16 protein-coding genes are annotated in these 18298 nt (G+C 37.7%); 3 read left to right on the top strand and 13 right to left on the bottom strand.

Annotated features, from left to right (window positions below):
* Positions 1-444: 444 nt before the first annotated feature.
* Positions 445-2061, bottom strand: coding sequence for an NHLP bacteriocin system secretion protein (locus tag F6K38_RS22660; RefSeq protein WP_287357511.1), 1617 nt, complete (start codon positions 2059-2061; stop codon positions 445-447).
* 210 nt (positions 2062-2271) lie between these two features.
* Positions 2272-5166: an NHLP bacteriocin export ABC transporter permease/ATPase subunit gene (locus F6K38_RS22655; protein ID WP_287357509.1), complete on the bottom strand. Its 2895-nt coding sequence runs from the start codon at positions 5164-5166 to the stop codon at positions 2272-2274.
* A gap of 23 nt (positions 5167-5189) precedes the next feature.
* Here F6K38_RS22655 and F6K38_RS22650 point away from each other — a divergent pair, with 23 nt between their 5' ends.
* Entirely contained in the window at positions 5190-5411 is a 222-nt protein-coding gene (locus F6K38_RS22650; RefSeq protein WP_287357507.1) for a hypothetical protein, read from the top strand.
* Here the strand turns inward: F6K38_RS22650 and F6K38_RS22645 are convergent.
* From F6K38_RS22645 to F6K38_RS22615, 7 genes are all read right to left on the bottom strand, one after another.
* Positions 5408-7612: an NHLP family bacteriocin export ABC transporter peptidase/permease/ATPase subunit gene (locus F6K38_RS22645; protein WP_287357505.1), complete on the bottom strand. Its 2205-nt coding sequence runs from the start codon at positions 7610-7612 to the stop codon at positions 5408-5410. The genes F6K38_RS22650 and F6K38_RS22645 overlap by 4 nt on opposite strands.
* Before the next feature lie 28 nt (positions 7613-7640).
* Entirely contained in the window at positions 7641-8537 is an 897-nt protein-coding gene (locus tag F6K38_RS22640) for a GNAT family N-acetyltransferase (RefSeq protein WP_287357503.1), read from the bottom strand.
* 91 nt (positions 8538-8628) lie between these two features.
* A complete protein-coding gene (locus F6K38_RS22635; RefSeq protein ID WP_287357501.1) occupies positions 8629-9507 on the bottom strand; it encodes a GNAT family N-acetyltransferase in 879 nt (292 codons plus the stop codon).
* A 72-nt stretch (positions 9508-9579) separates the two neighbouring features.
* Positions 9580-10041: a Nif11-like leader peptide family RiPP precursor gene (locus F6K38_RS22630; protein WP_287357499.1), complete on the bottom strand. Its 462-nt coding sequence runs from the start codon at positions 10039-10041 to the stop codon at positions 9580-9582.
* A 216-nt stretch (positions 10042-10257) separates the two neighbouring features.
* Positions 10258-10713: a Nif11-like leader peptide family RiPP precursor gene (locus tag F6K38_RS22625; protein ID WP_287357497.1), complete on the bottom strand. Its 456-nt coding sequence runs from the start codon at positions 10711-10713 to the stop codon at positions 10258-10260.
* A 258-nt stretch (positions 10714-10971) separates the two neighbouring features.
* Positions 10972-11571, bottom strand: coding sequence for a 2OG-Fe(II) oxygenase (locus F6K38_RS22620; protein WP_287357496.1), 600 nt, complete (start codon positions 11569-11571; stop codon positions 10972-10974).
* Between the two features lie 136 nt (positions 11572-11707).
* On the bottom strand, positions 11708-13219 hold the full coding sequence (locus F6K38_RS22615; RefSeq protein WP_287357494.1) for an MBL fold metallo-hydrolase: 1512 nt from the start codon (positions 13217-13219) through the stop codon (positions 11708-11710).
* Positions 13220-13230: 11 nt separating this feature from the next.
* Between F6K38_RS22615 and F6K38_RS22610 the strand changes: the two genes are divergently transcribed.
* Positions 13231-13389: a hypothetical protein gene (locus F6K38_RS22610; protein ID WP_287357493.1), complete on the top strand. Its 159-nt coding sequence runs from the start codon at positions 13231-13233 to the stop codon at positions 13387-13389.
* Here F6K38_RS22610 and F6K38_RS22605 read toward each other — a convergent pair.
* The 3 genes from F6K38_RS22605 to F6K38_RS43535 all read right to left on the bottom strand — a co-directional run bounded on the left by F6K38_RS22605 (position 13386) and on the right by F6K38_RS43535 (position 15805).
* Positions 13386-14198, bottom strand: a complete 813-nt coding sequence (locus F6K38_RS22605; RefSeq protein ID WP_287357492.1) for a MinD/ParA family ATP-binding protein — start codon at positions 14196-14198, stop codon at positions 13386-13388. The two genes, F6K38_RS22610 and F6K38_RS22605, sit on opposite strands and share 4 nt — an antisense overlap.
* A gap of 202 nt (positions 14199-14400) precedes the next feature.
* Positions 14401-15537, bottom strand: a complete 1137-nt coding sequence (locus F6K38_RS22600; RefSeq protein WP_287357490.1) for a cyclic nucleotide-binding domain-containing protein — start codon at positions 15535-15537, stop codon at positions 14401-14403.
* A 181-nt stretch (positions 15538-15718) separates the two neighbouring features.
* Entirely contained in the window at positions 15719-15805 is an 87-nt protein-coding gene (locus F6K38_RS43535; RefSeq protein ID WP_353737212.1) for a hypothetical protein, read from the bottom strand.
* A gap of 711 nt (positions 15806-16516) precedes the next feature.
* Between F6K38_RS43535 and F6K38_RS22595 the strand changes: the two genes are divergently transcribed.
* Positions 16517-16657: a hypothetical protein gene (locus F6K38_RS22595; RefSeq protein ID WP_287357488.1), complete on the top strand. Its 141-nt coding sequence runs from the start codon at positions 16517-16519 to the stop codon at positions 16655-16657.
* Positions 16658-16685: 28 nt separating this feature from the next.
* Here the strand turns inward: F6K38_RS22595 and F6K38_RS22590 are convergent.
* The coding region (locus F6K38_RS22590) for a D-Ala-D-Ala carboxypeptidase family metallohydrolase (protein ID WP_287357486.1) at positions 16686-18298 on the bottom strand (1613 nt) is incomplete at its 5' end.

Below are 18298 nucleotides of genomic sequence, written 5' to 3'. Positions count from 1 at the left end.
GATTCGAGAGAATCCCGGTCAGTTCTCTATGGATTATGTACAAACCTATCTTCGCATTTACAAAAAATAAGCCCAACCAGGATGCTTAGATCATGTTAGGATAATTACCCTTAATAAAAATCTGCCCCATCTCCCCATCTCCCCACCCTCCCCTAGATTATGGGTATTCAACCAGACTTGATCTTACGACTTTGTCGCCCCATCACATCCTGGTAATTTTCCAGTTTTATCGAGAAACAGTGGTGAACTGCCTAACACACTCCCCACTTGCACTTAGGGGCGATAAAATCGTACTGATGTCAGGTACCCTGTTTGACTGACTTTTCTGGCTTCGTAGGTTGGGTTGAAGATATTGAAACCCAACCCTGGTAAGGATTTTAGGTAAAATCAATGGTTTTAGGGTTTTTTTCAGTCACTCAGGTTTTTGATGAGAGGCGATTATATTTAATAAATCCCAGTCAATTGTCGCAAGATTGGTAAAACTAAGGTAATGGGGGTTTGCTCTTCAATGGTGACTTGTACTGTTACAGTGGTTCCTGAAGTAACTGTCAACGACGGTCCAATAGAAGAAGACCAAGCATAACCACTAGGAGTTGAGGAGTCAGCCTGTAACTTCGCATGAACTTCAATAACAGGTCTGGCTTTAGATGCCAAATTTTCAGCTATTGTAGAGTTTCCTATCAGTTTAGTCGCTCCTTGTTGAGTAATAGGAAAAGGAGAGACTTCCGAAACCTTACCGACAATACTACCAAATTTTTCTCGGCGAACTGTATCAGGTGTAACATAGATTTTCATACCAGGTTTGATCTTTTTCCCCTGCCCAACAGGAAAGTAAGCAACGGTTGAGAGACTGTCTGATGCACTCTGTCGTTGAATCACTCCTAAAGAAAACCCTTTATCAATAACAGAACCTTTACTAGCAGTTATATTCAGAAAACAACCCGAATAAGAACTTTTGATAGCTTTATTATCATTATATTGTTTAGAAAGTTGGGCTATATCGTACTTAACCTGTTGAATTTCATTTTCTCTTTTGCTAGAAGCTTCTAAGTTTTGCTGTTCAAGTTTTTTTCTTTCTGTAGCCAAGGTTTTTAGAGCCGTTTTTTGTTGAGCCACTTGATTCATACTTTTCAAGTATTTTTCTCGGTTTTGAGTTTCCTTAACTGTCAATTCTATCAAGTCAGCTTCATGCTTACTAATGGTACTTAAGTTATCTAAATATTGTTGTTCGACTTCAGCTTCTTTAACATCTAGCTGTTTGAGTTCAGCCTCTAGTTTAGAGATATTTTGCAAATTTTGTTTATAAGATTGTTCCGCTTCTAATATTTGATCTAAAGAAATTGCTCCTTGTTGAACTAGAACACGACGTTTTTCTACCCTATCTTTTAAGCTAGAACTGAGTTCCTTAAAATCTTTAAGTTGTTTAAAAATACTAACTCTTTGTTCTTTGATAGAGTTAAGTCCTTTTTCTCTAAGTTTTGGGGTAATAGTTTGAAGATCCGTTATTTTTTGCTGAATGCTTTCTTTTTGTTGCTTTATAGCCTCTATTTCTTGATTATTGAGAACCAAATTTAAGCTTTCACTAGTTTGCATAGACTGTTCTAATGCATCTTGTTTTTGCTGAAGGGACAACACTTCTAAATTAGTTCGCTGTACCTGAAGAGTATTCGCTAATTGACTTTGTGATTGTAGCTGTGCTAATCTTTCTTTCTGTTGCTGAAGTTTCTGCTTAATATCAGAGGGTTCAATTGTGGCTAGCACGAAACCTCGGTCAACGCAGTCGCCTTCCTTAACATTAATCTCCTCTAACTGACCACTAACAGTAGACTGAACTTCAACTACTTTGTGTGGATGAATTAGCACCCCTTTACTTTTAATATTTAAGGGAAGTTTACCAAAAATACTCCAAATCAATCCTAATATTACTATTCCTGCCAAAGTAGATAAAGGAAGCCAGTCTTGACGGGAGATAACTTCCATCGCTTGGTCTAATTTTTCTGGCGAAGTTAAGTTTTCTAGAGATTCTTCTCGGAATAGATTAGATTTTTTTTTTGGTTTCATAAAAGTAATCCAGTGTTGGTGTGCTATCTTGTATATTATAGAAATTAACTGACAATTATAAAAATGCTTAATTACTATTTTATTCTCCAAGTATCATCAATGCTTAAACAGAATATTCGCTATGCTATTGGCTTAAGCATTATCTGTTTGATGGTACTAATTTTGTTATGGCTGCCAGACTTTTTAAAGAAAGAAGAGTAATAGATAATTTTAGTCTAGTTGTCGAGCAACCAGTCGTGCAAACAACCCCTGTTCTTGACTGAGCTGTGCAAATGTTCCTGTCTGGACAATTCGTCCAGCTTCTAGTACATAAATTCGGTCTGCATTACGAATTGTACTAAGACGGTGGGCAATAACAATACGTGTTGCATGGAGTTGACCCAAGCTGTCAGTCACTATCTCTTGAGTGCGGTTATCAAGGGCACTGGTTGCTTCATCCATTAGGATAATTTTTGGTTTATTGACCAAAGCACGAGCGATTAATAAACGCTGTCTTTGTCCTCCCGATAAGTTACTTCCTCCTTCACTAATAACGGTGTGCATTCCCATGGGCATTTTCTCAATGTCTAGGGCTAATCCAGCCATTTGTGCTGCTTCCCAAGCTACATCATGGGATACTAACGCACCACTAGTAATATTGTGAAAAATCGACCCTTGTTGAACTTGACCATTTTGTAGAACAACACCTAATTGACGACGCAAAGCAGTAACATCCAACCCCGCTAAGTCTTGACCATCATAATAAATGGTTCCTGTTATGGGACTAGCAAATCCTAATAACAAACGAAAAAGGGTTGATTTTCCACTTCCACTAGGGCCAACAAGTGCAATAAACTCACCGGGATTAGCCTGAATACTAATATCATCGATAATTAAAGGGCCATCTTCTCGATAACGAAAGCTGAGATGATCTAAAACAATATGTCCACTTAAACGACCCGGATCTTGCTGATTAATATCAGATTCTGGTTTTTCCTGGAAAATAGATTTCGCTCTTTCCCACATGGGTACAATCCCTAAAATATCTGTTAAGGTATTGCTTAAGCTTGTGACTCCCCCAATATAAGTTCCAAAGGCAACCTGAAATGCTAAAAAAGTACCTGCAGTCAGAGTATTAGGTAGATTTTTTTCTTGGTTAATTTGGATAAATAATAAGGTAAAACAGAACAGGATTACTGAGCTAATTAAGGGTAATGCTTCATTAAAGGTAGATAAACTATCATTAATTCGTTGAATTCCTGCGGTTAACTTAGTTTTTTGACTGTATTTTTCTGCCCAAGCCCAAAAAGCACGTTCTTCAGCAGCAGCGACCCGAAGTTTAGCCACTCCATTAATCAGTTGTACTGTTAAACCATCAATTTCTCCATCAAGAGCCTCTTGTTTTCGCTCTTTCCGAACTAAAACAACACCAGAAACAACTGTGACAATCACCGCAATTACAGATAGTCCTAAAGCAACTAGAGCAAGTTTAATACTATAAATAAACATTAATCCTAGATTCAACAGAGAAAAAACGCCACTGAGTAATGTGCGCTGAGTTGCCCCACTTAATAGATGATGAATTTCCCGTATTGCTAGGAGACGATTCACTAGATCTCCAGACGTATATTGCTGAAAAAATGACGGACTTAACTTAAGCAGTCTGTCCCAAACCGCTAATTGTAAATTTCCATCAGCGACTGTTTCTAAACGCAAGGTCATAATTCCTTGAGAAAGTTGAAAAGCGGCTTGAGCAAACGCAGTAGCAAATAACACTAACCCAATGTGCTTTAATAATAGTAAATTACTGCCAGGAATTGCTTGATCCATTAACATGCCGGTGGCTTGGGGCACAACCATTCCTAAAAGAGTTGCTATTATACCGATCAGGGCAATTAATCCTAATTCTTTTTCATAGCCTGCTATACTAAATCTAAATAGTGCCCCGACGTCTTGAACAACAAGGGGCAAAGGACGGTAAAACATATAAGCTTGGGAGCTAATATGTTTAGCGACTTCCTGATTAACAGGGGTACGAGTTTTTTTGATAGGATCAAATAATAGATAGATACTGTTTTTTTGGGGATTTGGTAATAAAGCAACAGGACAGTTATCTTGATTATACCCAAGTAAGGGGCCATGTTCTGAGAGCCACCAATCCCCCACTAATCTTACAGAACGAATACGGCATTGAGAGGCATAAGCGATAGCTTCTAAGGGATTAGCCAGCTTACTCATATCTTCTGATGCAGATGGCGGTTTAATTACAATTTGCATAGCACGGCCTACCGCACCCGCTGCAATTAATAGAGGTGTTCCTGATCCAAAAAAAACATCATAACCCGGTTTTAGTATTGAGGTTAATTTTCCTAATGCTGATTGAGTAACTTGGCTATTTAGTTGTTGTCTGGCTTGAAACCGTCTAAAGTCGGATTCTTTATCTTCAATAAATTTTTGGTTTAAATAGTGATAAAAATAGTTATGTAAGAGTTCTAAGCTATGGGTAATTTTTTCTGCTTGTTCTATATTCTCAGTAGTAGTTATTTTGAGTTGGCTGGCATTTTCGGATTTTAGCCACATTCTATTACTCAGAGGAAATAGAGCAGAATTGATCTCTAAGGTTAAATCTGGCTTTCCTAAATAGTGAACTTCTCCTTCTCTAATCTCTACCCAAATGATTGGCTCACTAAAATATTGAATACTTTGTTTATCTTCTAGAGAAAAGTATGAAGAAAAATCAGGATTGATAATTTTGATTACATTATTTAAAGGCATCTGGTTAATACTTTTTCCTAAATGCCGGATCCAGCTTTCTAGGATTGCAATCCCTTGAGAATTTTTTTGAGAGATTTGTTTTACCAAATATTGTATAGCTACAAATTCTAATTCTGCACCTTCTATTGCGACCCCTAAAAGGGCTTGACCAGAAGAATCTAAACAATGACCAAATAAGCCTTGTCCTTGTTCTACAGTAAATAGATAATGACGATTTCCTTCTGGTTCATTATTCTTCATTTCTGTGGCAAATACAGAGACTTGTCCAGAAACCACCACCCAAACAATCTCAGGGTTATTAAGTATTAGTGGTTGATTACCTTGAATTTTGCAGGATTGTTGACTATACATAATATACAGCGGTTTGCAATTGGGTGAGGTACAAATTCTTGGGTTTTAGGGAGCAGGGAAGAGGGAAGAGGGAAGAGGCAAGAGGCAAGAGGCAAGAGGCAAGAGGCAAGAGGCAAGAGGGACTTCGGAGCAGGGAGCAGGGAAGAGGGAAGAGGGAAGAGGGAAGAGGGAAGAGGGAAGAGGGAAAAAATAATGTGTACTTCATAGCTATGAGAAACGCTATAAATATTTTTGATTCTTATTAATGACTACTGATGAGGTGTTGATAGGTTCCTGTTTCTTGGCGTAATTGTTCATGGGTTCCCCGTTGAACAACGTTTCCCCTATCCAGGACAATAATCTGATCACAATCTCGAATGGTACTGAGGCGATGAGCAACGACAATGCAGGAACACCCACGCCGTCGTAAATTACGATCAATGATTAATTCTGTTTCTGCATCTAAAGCACTAGTTGCCTCATCTAAAACGAGAATGGTAGGATTTCTGACTAAAGCGCGAGCAATTTCAAGGCGTTGTCGTTGTCCACCACTGAGATTTGCTCCCCCTTCACTCAGTGGAGCATCATATCCTTTTGGCTGAAACAGAATTGATTCATGAATTGCCGCATCAGTGGCAGATTTAACTAAGTCTGATTCGGGGATGGTGGTATCCCAAAGGGTTAAATTCTCTCGAATTGTACCAGCAAAAAGAAAAATATCCTGTTCAACCATTGCTAAGGAATTGGCAAGAACAGAACGATGAATTTGACTGCGAGGAATACCATCAAAAAGGATTTCCCCCTGCCAAGGAACATATAATCCACAGGCTAATTTAGCAATGGTTGATTTTCCTGAACCACTACTACCGACTAAAGCAATTCTTTGCCCCGGTTTGATAATTAAATTAAAGTCTTCAATCAGGGGAGATTCTAAGCGATTATACCCAAAAGTGATGTTACGAAATTCTACATGACCCTGTAATTTAAATGAATCGGAAGTTAGACTATAATTGTTGGTAGGACTGGCAAACTGATGGGGCTGACGAGTGGCTTCTTCATCAATAGGATTTTGTAGTACATCATCAAGGCGATTAATATCAGCTTCTAATTCTTGTAAGGTACTCCCAAAATTAATCAGTTCATTAATGGGTTTGAGAAAGCTACTGGTTAAAAGTTGATAGGCAATTAGCATTCCAATGGTTAGTTCTCCCTTGATAACCCGTAAGCCTCCGATTAGCAAGATAGAGGCTGTAGCTAAGGCGGTTAACAGATTGGGAAGTGCATTGAGAATTTGTGTTTGTAAGCCTAATTTTTGTTGAGCGTTTAAGGCTTTAGTATAATAACCGGCAAATCGAGTAAACAGATCTGATTCGAGTCCAGAGGCTTTAATGGTTTCAATTGATTGAATGCCACCAATCGCTGTACCAGCAACTTTTCCATATTCCTGGGCTAAACTAATATTGGCATCTGTCCGATTACGAGATAAGTATTGAAGGGCTATAAAATTAAAGCTAGCAAATAGAATCGTGATCGTGGTTAATAGTATATCATAAGTAAACATTAATAGGGCATAAAGCCCCATCATGATCACATCAATAACAGTGGTGGCTAGACGGCCAGAAATTACTTCTGCTACGCGATCATTGAGTTGAGCGCGATCGCTGATTTCACCCGAAAACCGTTGAGCATAAAATCCTACAGGTAAACGTAAAATATGCCATACAAATTGTCCAGACATACTAACCGAAAGTTTGACTAAAAGTCGGCGTAATACTTTTAATTGCAGACGGGCAAGAAGTCCCTGAACAATTGCAGTAATCACCATTGCCAATAACATCGGTCTTAGCCAGTCTTGATAATCATCAATTAAAATTTTATCGACAAATACTTGGCTAAAGATAGGAACTATCAACCGAGGAAAGGTTAGGATTAATCCTACTAATATAGAGAATACAATTGATTTATGAGATGTTTTTAAGCGATTTATTAGAGAAGAAAATATACTTGTTTTTTTTCCTGTTTTTTTAAAATCTGGGCCAGGTTCCATCACTAGAACTATTCCAGTGTAACCTTGGCTAAATTCTTTTAACGATAGTTTACGGGGACCCGTTTCTGGATCATTGATGTAAACACAATTTTTGCCAAATCCTTCGACAACTAAAAAATGGCAAAATTCCCAAAATATGATAAGGGGCGGATTTAAAGTTTTTAAGTTTTCCAATGACTTTTTAAACCCTTTTGCAGTCAAACCATAGGTTCTCGCTGCTTTAAGTACACTAGAGGCTTTACTGCCATCCCGTGATACACCACATACTTTTCTTAATTCAGGAAGGGGAACAAAGCGGTGATAATAACCCAAAATAATGCCTAATGATGCTGCTCCGCACTCTACTTCTTCCATTTGTATGAGGGTAGGGGTGCGAACACGCCTTATTTTAGTATTGATACTTTGGGTTATGGTTAACATAGTTAAGTTTTACTTTAAGAATTAACGATTAACAGAATGATTTTTCAAATAATCTGATTTCTCCCCTAGAGGTTAAGCAAGGTAGCATATATCTATCAATGAAACGAATCATTAAGGTATTTTTATGGTTAACCTCCCAAATGCAGTTAGGTATATTAGCTTTGTTTTGACGTTTAATGGCTTCAATCAATAGCGCAATCGCGCGCCCCATTTTTTGTAAATCTTTCCTGACAAACATACAGTTATAAAGTATGCTATCCACTGCTACACGCTCTGTTAACATCCATCCTACTACTTCTCCTCGATACCGCAAGCCTAAACTATTTAACGGCTCAAAGTTTTCTTCATACTTAAAGGGATATAATGTTTCTTTAATCCAAGACTTATCCATTTGCGTTTGCTCAATAATCAAACGTTCTTTATAAGTAATATCTTCCCACGAGAAAATCTGCATATCAGACGGAAGTAATTTTGTTTTCTTCATAAAAGATGCTTGAAAAATTTTTACCAAATCTGAACGATATACTAACTCAATATTGGAAAGTCTCCAATTACATTTTTGTAGCAATGCTTCTAATGGAAATATTTTAGATTGAATTTTAAAATCATATAATTCACAAAATAATTCAGCTTTTGTACAACCTCTTACAACTAATTCTCTTTCTAAAAAACTTAATAAGGCTGTCCCTACCCCCTGACGACGATGACTTGGCAGTACAAAAATAGAAAGTATTTTTGTACAGTTATAATCTGGTAATATTTCAGCCAAAACGAGGCCAACAGGTTTATTTAAGTAAGAAGCACCAATTGCCACCATAGACCCTTCAGGGGTTAAAGTTCGCATTTTGGTACGAAATAGAGGAAAGGTCAGTGGTTGATAGAAAAAAGCTTGTCCGAATTTATCAATACGAGTTAATTCATACATTAGACCTTTATCTTTAATTTTAATTAAAAATCCTAAATAGATAGTACTACTTAAGTTAAAGATTATTTCAAATAAATCATAATAAAGTTTTTTAAAAAGTTTTCAAACTTTTTCTACTTTCTTCAAAATAAGTTAAGTAAGGACTCATATGTTTCTTGACAAAATTACTCATAGCAGTATTTGTTATTTGGACAGAGAAAACGCATTTAGGAATATTTACTTGTGCTTGAAGTTGAATAGCATTCACAACTAAAGTCATTCCTCTAGCTCTTTTTTGTAGATCCTTTCTAACAAACATTGAGCTATAACGGATAGTATCAGATCCAATCCTATGGGTAATAACCCATCCTACAACCTGTCCTCGATATCGTAAGCCTAAACTATTTAGAGGTTCTAATTTTTTCTCGTATTTCCAAGGAACTAAATCAGGATCAATCCAAGGGTGTTGTTGTTGTTGATATTCAATTCTATTACGTTCGGCTTGAGTTATTTCTACCCAGGGAAAAATTTGATAGGAAGAAGGCATCTTTAACTTCATCCAAGGTGCCTTAGCAATTTTATTTGTTGTTGTATGACAGATCAACCTTCGAGATTCTGGAGGAGTCCAATTACACTTACGCAAAAGGGATTCTAATTCCAAAATTCCTGATCTCCCAGTTGTATAAATTAATTCAACCTCTTGACATCCCCTCAATGATAATACTTTTTCTATGCGAGTTAATAGTGCTGTTCCAATTCCTTGACCACGATAGTTGGGCTTTACAAAAAGGGAAAGCACCTCTGCTGAATAACAATCTTTTGATATTTCTGCTAAAACTAAACCAACAGGTTTATTTAAGTAAGAAGCACCTATTGCCACAATAGATTTGTGCAACTCTACAGTTCGCAGTTTGGAACGAAATAGAGGAAAAGTCAGCGATTGATATAAAAAAGTTTGTCCGAATTTATTAATACGAGTTAATTCATACATCAATAAATTATCGCATAATCACTTTTGCTTTTGGAATATCAAACTAGTAAGTTAGTTTTAAACCTCTCGTAATCATTTCTTTCTCTTGCTACAACTCTTACCCTTATACCGAGCATTATTCTTACCTGCACCAGCTACAGCTTCTAACTCAGCATCAGATAACTCACCTTCTTGTTCAAAATAAGTTAAGCCAGCTTCTACTTCTTCTTCTGTAACTTGATAGCCCTGGTCGATAGCAATTTTAACCATATCAGCTAAACTACCGGCTGATTCAAATTGCTGTCGTAACGTTTCATTAGCTTCTACTTCTTTCATTAAAGCTTTAGCATGTTCAGACAGCTCAACAGGGGGGGTAGCAAATTCTAATTGCTGCTCTTGCATCACAGTCAAAAGCTCTTCTTCAGTAAAATTATAGCCTTGGCTAGCTGCAATTTCTAGCACCTGTTCGGAGCCTTCTGCTGATTCCAATTGCGCTTTTAAAGACTGATCTGCTTCCGCAGCTTTGATTAAAGCCAATACTGATTCTCTGGACATTTATTTACTCCTTAATTAAGTTCGGTAAGTTGTTAGTTATTTTTTGCTGCCATTTTAAATAATTGCTAGAAGTTGACCACATAAATTTTACAGGTATTAAATCTCATAAATCTTGCTTGATTTCATAAGAGTTTTAGAGACAATTTACTTGTTAAAAGTATTGTAGTCAACTACTAGCTATAGCTACTCACTAAAAACCATAGCAGTTAGGATTATTTAAGCTTTTATCTTAATTTTCTCCTTAGCCTTATTCTTCTTCTTACCTGCACCAGCTACAGCTTCTAACTCAGCATCAGATAACTCACCTTCTTGTTCAAAATAAGTTAAGCCAGCTTCTACTTCTTCCGCTGTAACTTGATAGCCCTGGTCGATAGCAATTTTCACCATATCAGCTACGCTCCCGGCTGATTCAAATTGCTGTCGTAACGTTTCATTAGCTTCTACTTCTTTCATTAAAGCTTTAGCATTTTCAGACAGCTCAACAGCGGGGGTAGCAAATTCTAATTGCTGCTCTTGCATCACAGCCAAAAGCTCTTCTTCAGTGAAATTATAGCCTTGACTAGCTGCAATTTCTAGTACCTGTTCGGGGCCTTCTGCTGATTCCAATTGCGCTTTTAAAGACTGATCTGCTTCCGCAGCTTTGATTAAAGCCAATACTGATTCTCTGGACATTTATTTACTCCTTAATTAAGTTCGGTAAGTTGTTCGTTAAACCCACCAGTTTTATTAAAGCAAGTAACTAATAATTAGTCAAGACTTTTTTTGTAAAAAAAAATAACTATAAATGAAGTAATTGATAGTTGAATTTATTATTTTTTTATACAAACTACTCTATCCTTGGTGTTTATTACCAAGGATAGAGAGGTAGTATAGCAATGTAAGCGCTATGTCGTAAAGATCTAAAAATTAATGTTATCGATAAGCACGATATTAAGTATGATACTCAATTTTAAATACAGGTATTTTTGCTAGTTTAATTTCATCCAAAGTGTATTGTTCACATACTAAACTAATCCGAAATTTAGAACTTTTAACCTGATTAACTGAATGGGTCAAATTTCCATGAAAATAAAGCAAAGCATTTTCTTTCGGTTGAATTGTTGCAAGGGGAAATTTACCTCTTTTTAGTACCAATTCACCACCCTCTAAATCAGATGGAACTTTAACATACATAACACTAACATAATCAGGAATGGTACGACCCTGAACATATCCCTGAAGACTACAATCAACATGATCTTCTACTTTCCCTCCTTCTTTGATAATTAAAGGATTAAGATAAAAAACATTACAAGTCGGTTTTAACGCCGTCTTTAAATAGGGTTTTAAGAAAGGAAAGTGCTGTTTGACTTGCTCTATCCCGTTAGTTTTAAAGACAAGGGAGAAACCTTTTGTCCCACTAAAGCTTTCACTGAGTTGACTAGCTCCTAAATAAGGAGATGACAAAATTTCCTTTTCTAAAATTTGGAGATAATCCGGGTTAAACGCTTTCTCCCTGAGAGAGTAGGATTGATTGAGGATTATTTTCATGTTTATTTAGAGTCTATGACTAACGATAAACTTTTGTAAAATATTCCCAATAGTAAGCATATTCTAAGGGGTTAAGACCCCTGTGAAATAGCTAATGTATAAAATTGGGATGCTCTCCTGCAAACAGAAACAACAACTATCTTACTGAAGCCATCTGTAAATCTTTATTTGCTTCTACTTTTTTCTCCTTATTTTCCTCTAGTAACCGAACTAGAGTATTACCAATCCTCAACATTTTTGTTTGAGTCTCCCGAATAATTTCCGGATGAACCTCACTAGATTTCCATTTTTGCACTTCATGCTGTCGAACTTTTTCAAAAATTTCCTCATAGGGAAATCTCAAATCGAGCGGATCTTTAACTTGTGAGCTATTTTCTTCATTTACTTCAATTGGCTTAATAATTCCGTAAGGAGTAGGTAGATACAATTTCTGGAAATTTCGATAGTAGCCGCCCATATAAGCAGAATCCCATCCTTTAATTCCTTTACTCATACCGTAAAAATTAGAAGCAGCAATGCTTGTAAAAACATGGGCTAAAGGATTATACCCAGTGTGACACTCAATATTCTCTTCCGAAAAATCAAAGTAGTATTGCTGCGTTTCATCTGGGAATACAATTTCTAGCTGATAAATTAAATTCCAATGACAATACTCTAGAAATAAAGAGTCTTGCTTCTCCTTAATAAATTTAGGAAAATTACAGCAAATTTCCGAGCGAATCGTTTGCTTCATTTCCTCTAAATCATAGTTATCAGAATTATCATCAATCAGGCAATCACCAGTATTAGTGGGCGAGAAACGTAAGTCATAGCGATCATCTTCTACCATTTGCACAAAAGAAGACTTTTGTTTCATGTAGCTAACTTCGCCATTTTTGAAAGTAACTACATCCCCTGGATTCAAAGGAAAAACATTTTCTCCAACTTCTGGACAAACAATGGCTACATCTCGACAGAATTGCTCCCTAGTAACGGGAAAAACGACTTTATTTAACCAAGATGTACCCTTAATAAACTTAAAACCATTGGCTCCCGGAGCAATAGAATGGGGTTTAATTAAACTAATCTTTTTTAGGTCTTGATCATAGGCGGCATAAGGAAATGAACAAGACTGATTATTTTGATGTTGTGTTTCTAACATCGGTTGCCAACCTGCTAGTAAGAAATCAATCTCAGGATAGCGAGACTTAACCTTACGAATTGTTTCAAGGCTTACATCCGAATCAACTTGATTCCAGAAAACCCCTGAAGGATCAGTGAATAACATCCCATATTCAGGAACACGATTTTCTGAACGAGTTGCAATTAAACGAGTTGAACCAATTTTGACCTCACTCCAATCTTTCAATTTATAGATTTGTGAATATCCTAAATCTCGTAAACAAGTTTCCATCAACTTATCTTGAGGAATCAACACATCAACATTTTTCGGTAGAGAAGCTAGGGATTGAATATCAAAATGATCTAAATGACGATGAGAGATAATCAAAATATCAAACCCTGGAATCTGGTCATGGAACACTTTTCGTTTAGGACAAATATCTTCTATTCCTTCACAGTGAGAATCCCATAAAATTGGATCCATCAAGATTTTACAATCTTCAGTTTCCACAAAGATAGAAGCGTGACCAATCATCTGAATCTGCATAATTTTCCTCAATGCTAATTAACAAAAATACAGGGGTAATTCAGTTAGGTAAAAAGTTCTGGGTTTTTAGGGAGCAGGGAGCAGGGAGTAGGGAGCAGGGAGCAGGGAAGTCGGAAGAGGGAAAACAATCCTGTGTAGCTGATAGTTATGCAAACCGCCGTAGTTGCTAGTTCATGATCTTATCAGCCAGTTTTTCTAAGACCTCAGTTAGTGGATGATGGGGAAAAGCTAAAGAAAAAATACCTCGACTGCCCAGCATCATCATATCTTCTGACCAGGGGATAACTGCAGCTAATGAAAACCCATAGTCTTCCTTGACTTTATGACTAAAACGACTAATTCCTAAGGATTCAATCATCATATTCATTACCAGCAAGGTTTTCTGTATGTTTAACTTGTTGGCCAAGTCCAACATAATCCCAGTTGCTTGAAAATCTTGCTGATCCGGTTTCATAATTAAAACCAGAGTATCAGACAAGGTTAAAGACACTAATACCTCTTCATTCAGACCTGGATGAGTATCAACAAACAGAAAATCTAGATTTAGTTCATTAATTAACGTTCTAAACCCTTTTTCCAGTAAGCGAATATCATAGCCTTCTCGCAACATTCGGCTAATATCTTCTTGTTTCATACTAGCTGGAACCAAAGACAGAAAACTGTTTTCGGTTGGCTTTTTACCTTTCGCAATCACATCATAGTCGGTTTCAGTAATCTGACAGCGGTCTTGAAGACCTAACACGGAGGTTACATCATAATCCGCTTCAGTAATTTGACAATTATTCCATAGGTAATCGTTTAAAGAATAACCTAAATGAGCTTGATTCAACCCAAATAACACATAAATACCTGGGTTATGGAGGTCTGCATCCACAATTCCAACTCGATGGCCATGACTAGCAACAATAGTCGCTAAACTGGCAGTTATGTTGGTTTTTCCTGCTCCCCCTCGATAAGAGTGAATGGCAATAATAGACATAAATATAATTTGAGCCAAAAATACTAGGGTGTAGCTAACTTACCAAAATTGTTTTAAACCACATGGTGCATCTCATATTTGCTGTTTGACCCGGTGGTGCGTTACGGGACGGACTTTTTCAAACAAGGCGTTGAAGTGGAAAATCAGGGCTAGCCCGTCCCTAACGCACCCTACGCAACTAAATCATGTTTTTATATTGTTATTATCCTGTTTTGATAAAATACTGCTGATTATTATTCAAGGTTTTTATTTTTTTCAACATCCAATTAAATCGAGAGCCAGCTAACGTTAAATTATCTAAGCGGTTATCACTCATTTCATCATCATAGGGAACAGAAGAGTCTAAAGTTTTTTCACTACTGTAAATTCTCCTTTGATAACCTAGTAGTTCTACAGTAGTTTTAAATCTCTCTATCGCCAATAAGGAAACTGCTCGATAAAACCTTGCTGAGAAACCAATATCTTCCTGTAATTTAGTAGCCAGTAAATTTCTAGCAATTGCTAGTACTCTTGAATCCTCAAGACAGCGAACATTAACTGAACTGAGCTGGGAAACCCCAAAAGGCATTTCACCAAGAATTTCCCCTCGCTTAAGGGCGATAATCTCTCGCTCAGACGTAACACTATAACTATTATCTAGGGCTGCAAAAGCAGTTTCCAAAGGACTTATAGCCGTTTCTGCTAAAGTAACACTTGCGAAACCATCAAGCAGAATATACATCTTTTCAGCCGGTCTTCCTTCTTGGAATAGCAGAGTATCTGCTTTTATTGTCTGATAATTTCCATTTTTAATCATCCAATCAATATCACTATCATTTAGCTCCCCAAATGCTAAAAGCACTTCTTCACTTGCATTTGTTCTTCTTCTCAATCTTTTTGAGCGAAGTTTGCCCCTCAGCTTGACCAGTCTTTCAGAAAGTGAAATGGCAATGGCTTTATAAAAGCGTGCAGAAAAAGCTAAATCTTTCTCTAGTTTTTCCTGTAATTCTTTTTGGGGAATAGCCAGTAACCGAGAGGAACTCTCAGCGATCACCTTACTTGAAGGTAACTCACTCTGAAAGAGTAAATCTTCTCCTATCAGCTCTCCTGTAGTTACGCTGATCAGTTCCTGTTCTAAAACATTACTCTTTTCCAAGAGTGTAAATGCCTGATGGAGCAGATTATCCGTACCCTGTGGCAAAGATATTTTTAGGTTACCCTCAATAATCAGATAAAGAGTCTTAATAGACTTATCACCTTGCTTCAATACTTGACCAGTATTGACTTGTTCTATTTCACTAACACTAACTAGCCAGTCGATATCACTATTGTCCAAACCACTTAATAAGGTTTGATTCATTGATTTACCTCGATAGTAAAAGTTCTATAAACAACCCATCCTATTCTTGAATAATCGGAATTTTTCGCTTTGCCCAGTCGAATTGAAAACCATCAATTGCAGCCATATGATTTCCATAGGTTTGATCAGAAATTGTTGATTCGGGATATTCTGACAGGGGTAAACTAACATCGGATGTGCGTCAAAATTGACAGCGATAAGTCATAATATTTGACCACATTTGTTGTAGATTATTGGCTCCTGGATAGTAGCATACCATGCCAATCACTGCAATTAATTTTTAAGGTTTTGTCATTCATTCATGGCAAAAATTAAGCTATACAAACTCTACACATATATTTCAGATAATATAGCAATGCTAAATCATTCATTTGTAAAATATGCAAACTCGTAAATCCTTGCTGGGCAAGGGTTATAGCCTTCGCTTTTACCAATAAATTTCACGAATCATTTAGGACTGCTATAGCCAATCCGCCGATCTTTTTAGGAACAGTTACATCCTGATTGATCGGATTGACTTAACTGACAAAATAACGATCATTAATTAGAATACTATGATCGATCTCTTTTTGATCAGAAATACACAGACTTTTACTGATTAATGCGAATAGCCAAAGTTTTTACTAATTAGGTTATTCTGCTCTGTCAGCATCAATCAGGTTCAAGTTTAGTTGGTCAAACAGCTTTTTGATTTTTCGACCGAAAAATTAGCACCTGTAATTAGTCTATAAGACTTGATCTGATTTTTTGATTTTACTTAATTATTTCTTTATGTTTACATAAGTTATTATTGGATCTACCGAACCTAGTATGCATAAAAACGCTAAAATTACCAATAAGTCTGATTGGGTAGTGGATAAGACTTGATCTGATTTTTTGATTTTCATTATTTATTAAAAAATATTAATTTTATTGAAGCTGATGCGCATTTAAATTGGTTTTTACCTGTTCCCTATAATGGAATGATTTTAAGAGTGAGGTGGAATGGGCATCTTGGTGGAACGGGCATCTTGGTGGAACGGGCATCTTGGTGGAACGGGCATCTTGGTGGAACGGGCATCTTGCCCGTTTCCTCCCTCAGGCGGGCATCCTGCCCACCCTACTCCTATTCATTCCTTGATTCAGCAACGCCTAAAATCTTGATGATATCAAAAACCATAACTCCATCTGGCCCGATACCCTCGCGCATCAATATGGGTGAAAGAACTGGCACTGGCTAGACCACCTCGGGGACCCCACCAGGAATCCAGGCGTTTATTCACTGACATTGGCGATATCCCCTCAACCACAAAATCCACAGCATCCCCACAAAGATGACGGGAGCGTGTAGCACCACCAATTTTGCGATTGGTTACTGGGTCGCGATACCAAGAGTTAACCAGGATGGGGCGATTGCCAAAGTATTCCCTAACTTCCTCCATTACCTCAGCAATTCTGAGAATGCCCTCCACAATACTTTTCTCCGTAGGAATGCGGGTACCATTTTTGGTTGCCTCTGCCCAACTAAAGTGACCACCAGTGATAATCGCCTCCGATAGGTAAACCGTTTTGTCATATCCAGGCAACTGAATTGGACCAGTCTTGTCAGAGTTAATCTTAATTAAGTCAGATTGTTGTTGATCCTTAGGTGCGTTATTGGGTTCACTGCCTTCAATTTCAACATGGTCACAGAAGACGTACCAGGTTTTTAATGGTGGTGTGCCTAAAGCAACATTGGCCAGGACAACCTGAATATGCTTATTCTCTGCTGGCTGATCCGATGTAATCTCAAACTCAGTGTTTGCCTTGACGAAAACTTTTTGTGAGTCTTTCAGCTGATAGGACTGTTGGGTGCTTGTTTTAAAGAAAGTATCGCTCAGTACTCTTAGCCTAATAGCTGTCTGTGGCCTAGTGCCTCGACTTTCTGGTTTCCGAGATTGTTGCCGAAGTACAAAATTACTCGGTAACTGAGTGCCATTGGGCAGTTGTACAACAGCAGACTTCCCCACAGAGACTAATTTGCGATCAGCATCATCCTGCCAGCGACGAGCAAATTCAGTTAGCACTGATGGCGACTGCTGTTGTTGCAGCCAAGCTAGTGCTGCATCTTGATGAGGCAGTTTCCCATAACCTTTGAGCATATCCAGGAACTGAATTGATCCCGTGTTGCTTGCCTGTTGCCAATTAACAGAACTTTGTGGAGTGGCAAATTGTAACCGTTGATTAAGCATTCCTTGGTAATACAGATACCAAACAATTGCTGCTGCTCCGATCTTGTGCCCTTGACCATAGGAGTCATTACTGTTACCTACCAGCAATTGATTCCTATGTTGTGAGCTACTAAAGTGATTGGTGCCATTCCAGAGGTACTCGGAATTATTCCCCCCCTTAGCATCACGGAAACCATTCCACAGCTCAAACCCCCATAGCATTGCACCGATTGAGTGGTCTTTGGCAGTGTGGAACTGTTTCCAGCGCAGTGCATCAATCGCACTCTCAACAAACGTGTATCGTTGTCCGTTAGCTGGTGGCTCAATCGGTCGTCCTTGTGGGTAGCGAATTGTTCTATTAGTTAAAGAGTCGCCATTGTGCAAGTGAGCGTCTCGAAAGTCCAGCTCTCGATAGTGCAAAATTCCGACAAACCACCAAGGCACTCCCGTTTGCCGTTCTACTAATCTGTAGTTTCCTTGCCGTTGGAGGATTTCTTGAGCAATGCGGCCAGTTGGCTCTAGGCAGTTTCGCCTGAGCTGACAAGTCGCAAAAAGTTGTTCATATTGAGGTT

This window comes from Moorena sp. SIO3B2, from assembly GCF_010692525.1.
Classification (GTDB): Bacteria; Cyanobacteriota; Cyanobacteriia; order Cyanobacteriales; family Coleofasciculaceae; genus Moorena; species Moorena producens.
The sequence above is the reverse complement of the archived record's forward strand: the minus strand, read 5'-3'. Positions and strand labels throughout refer to the sequence as shown.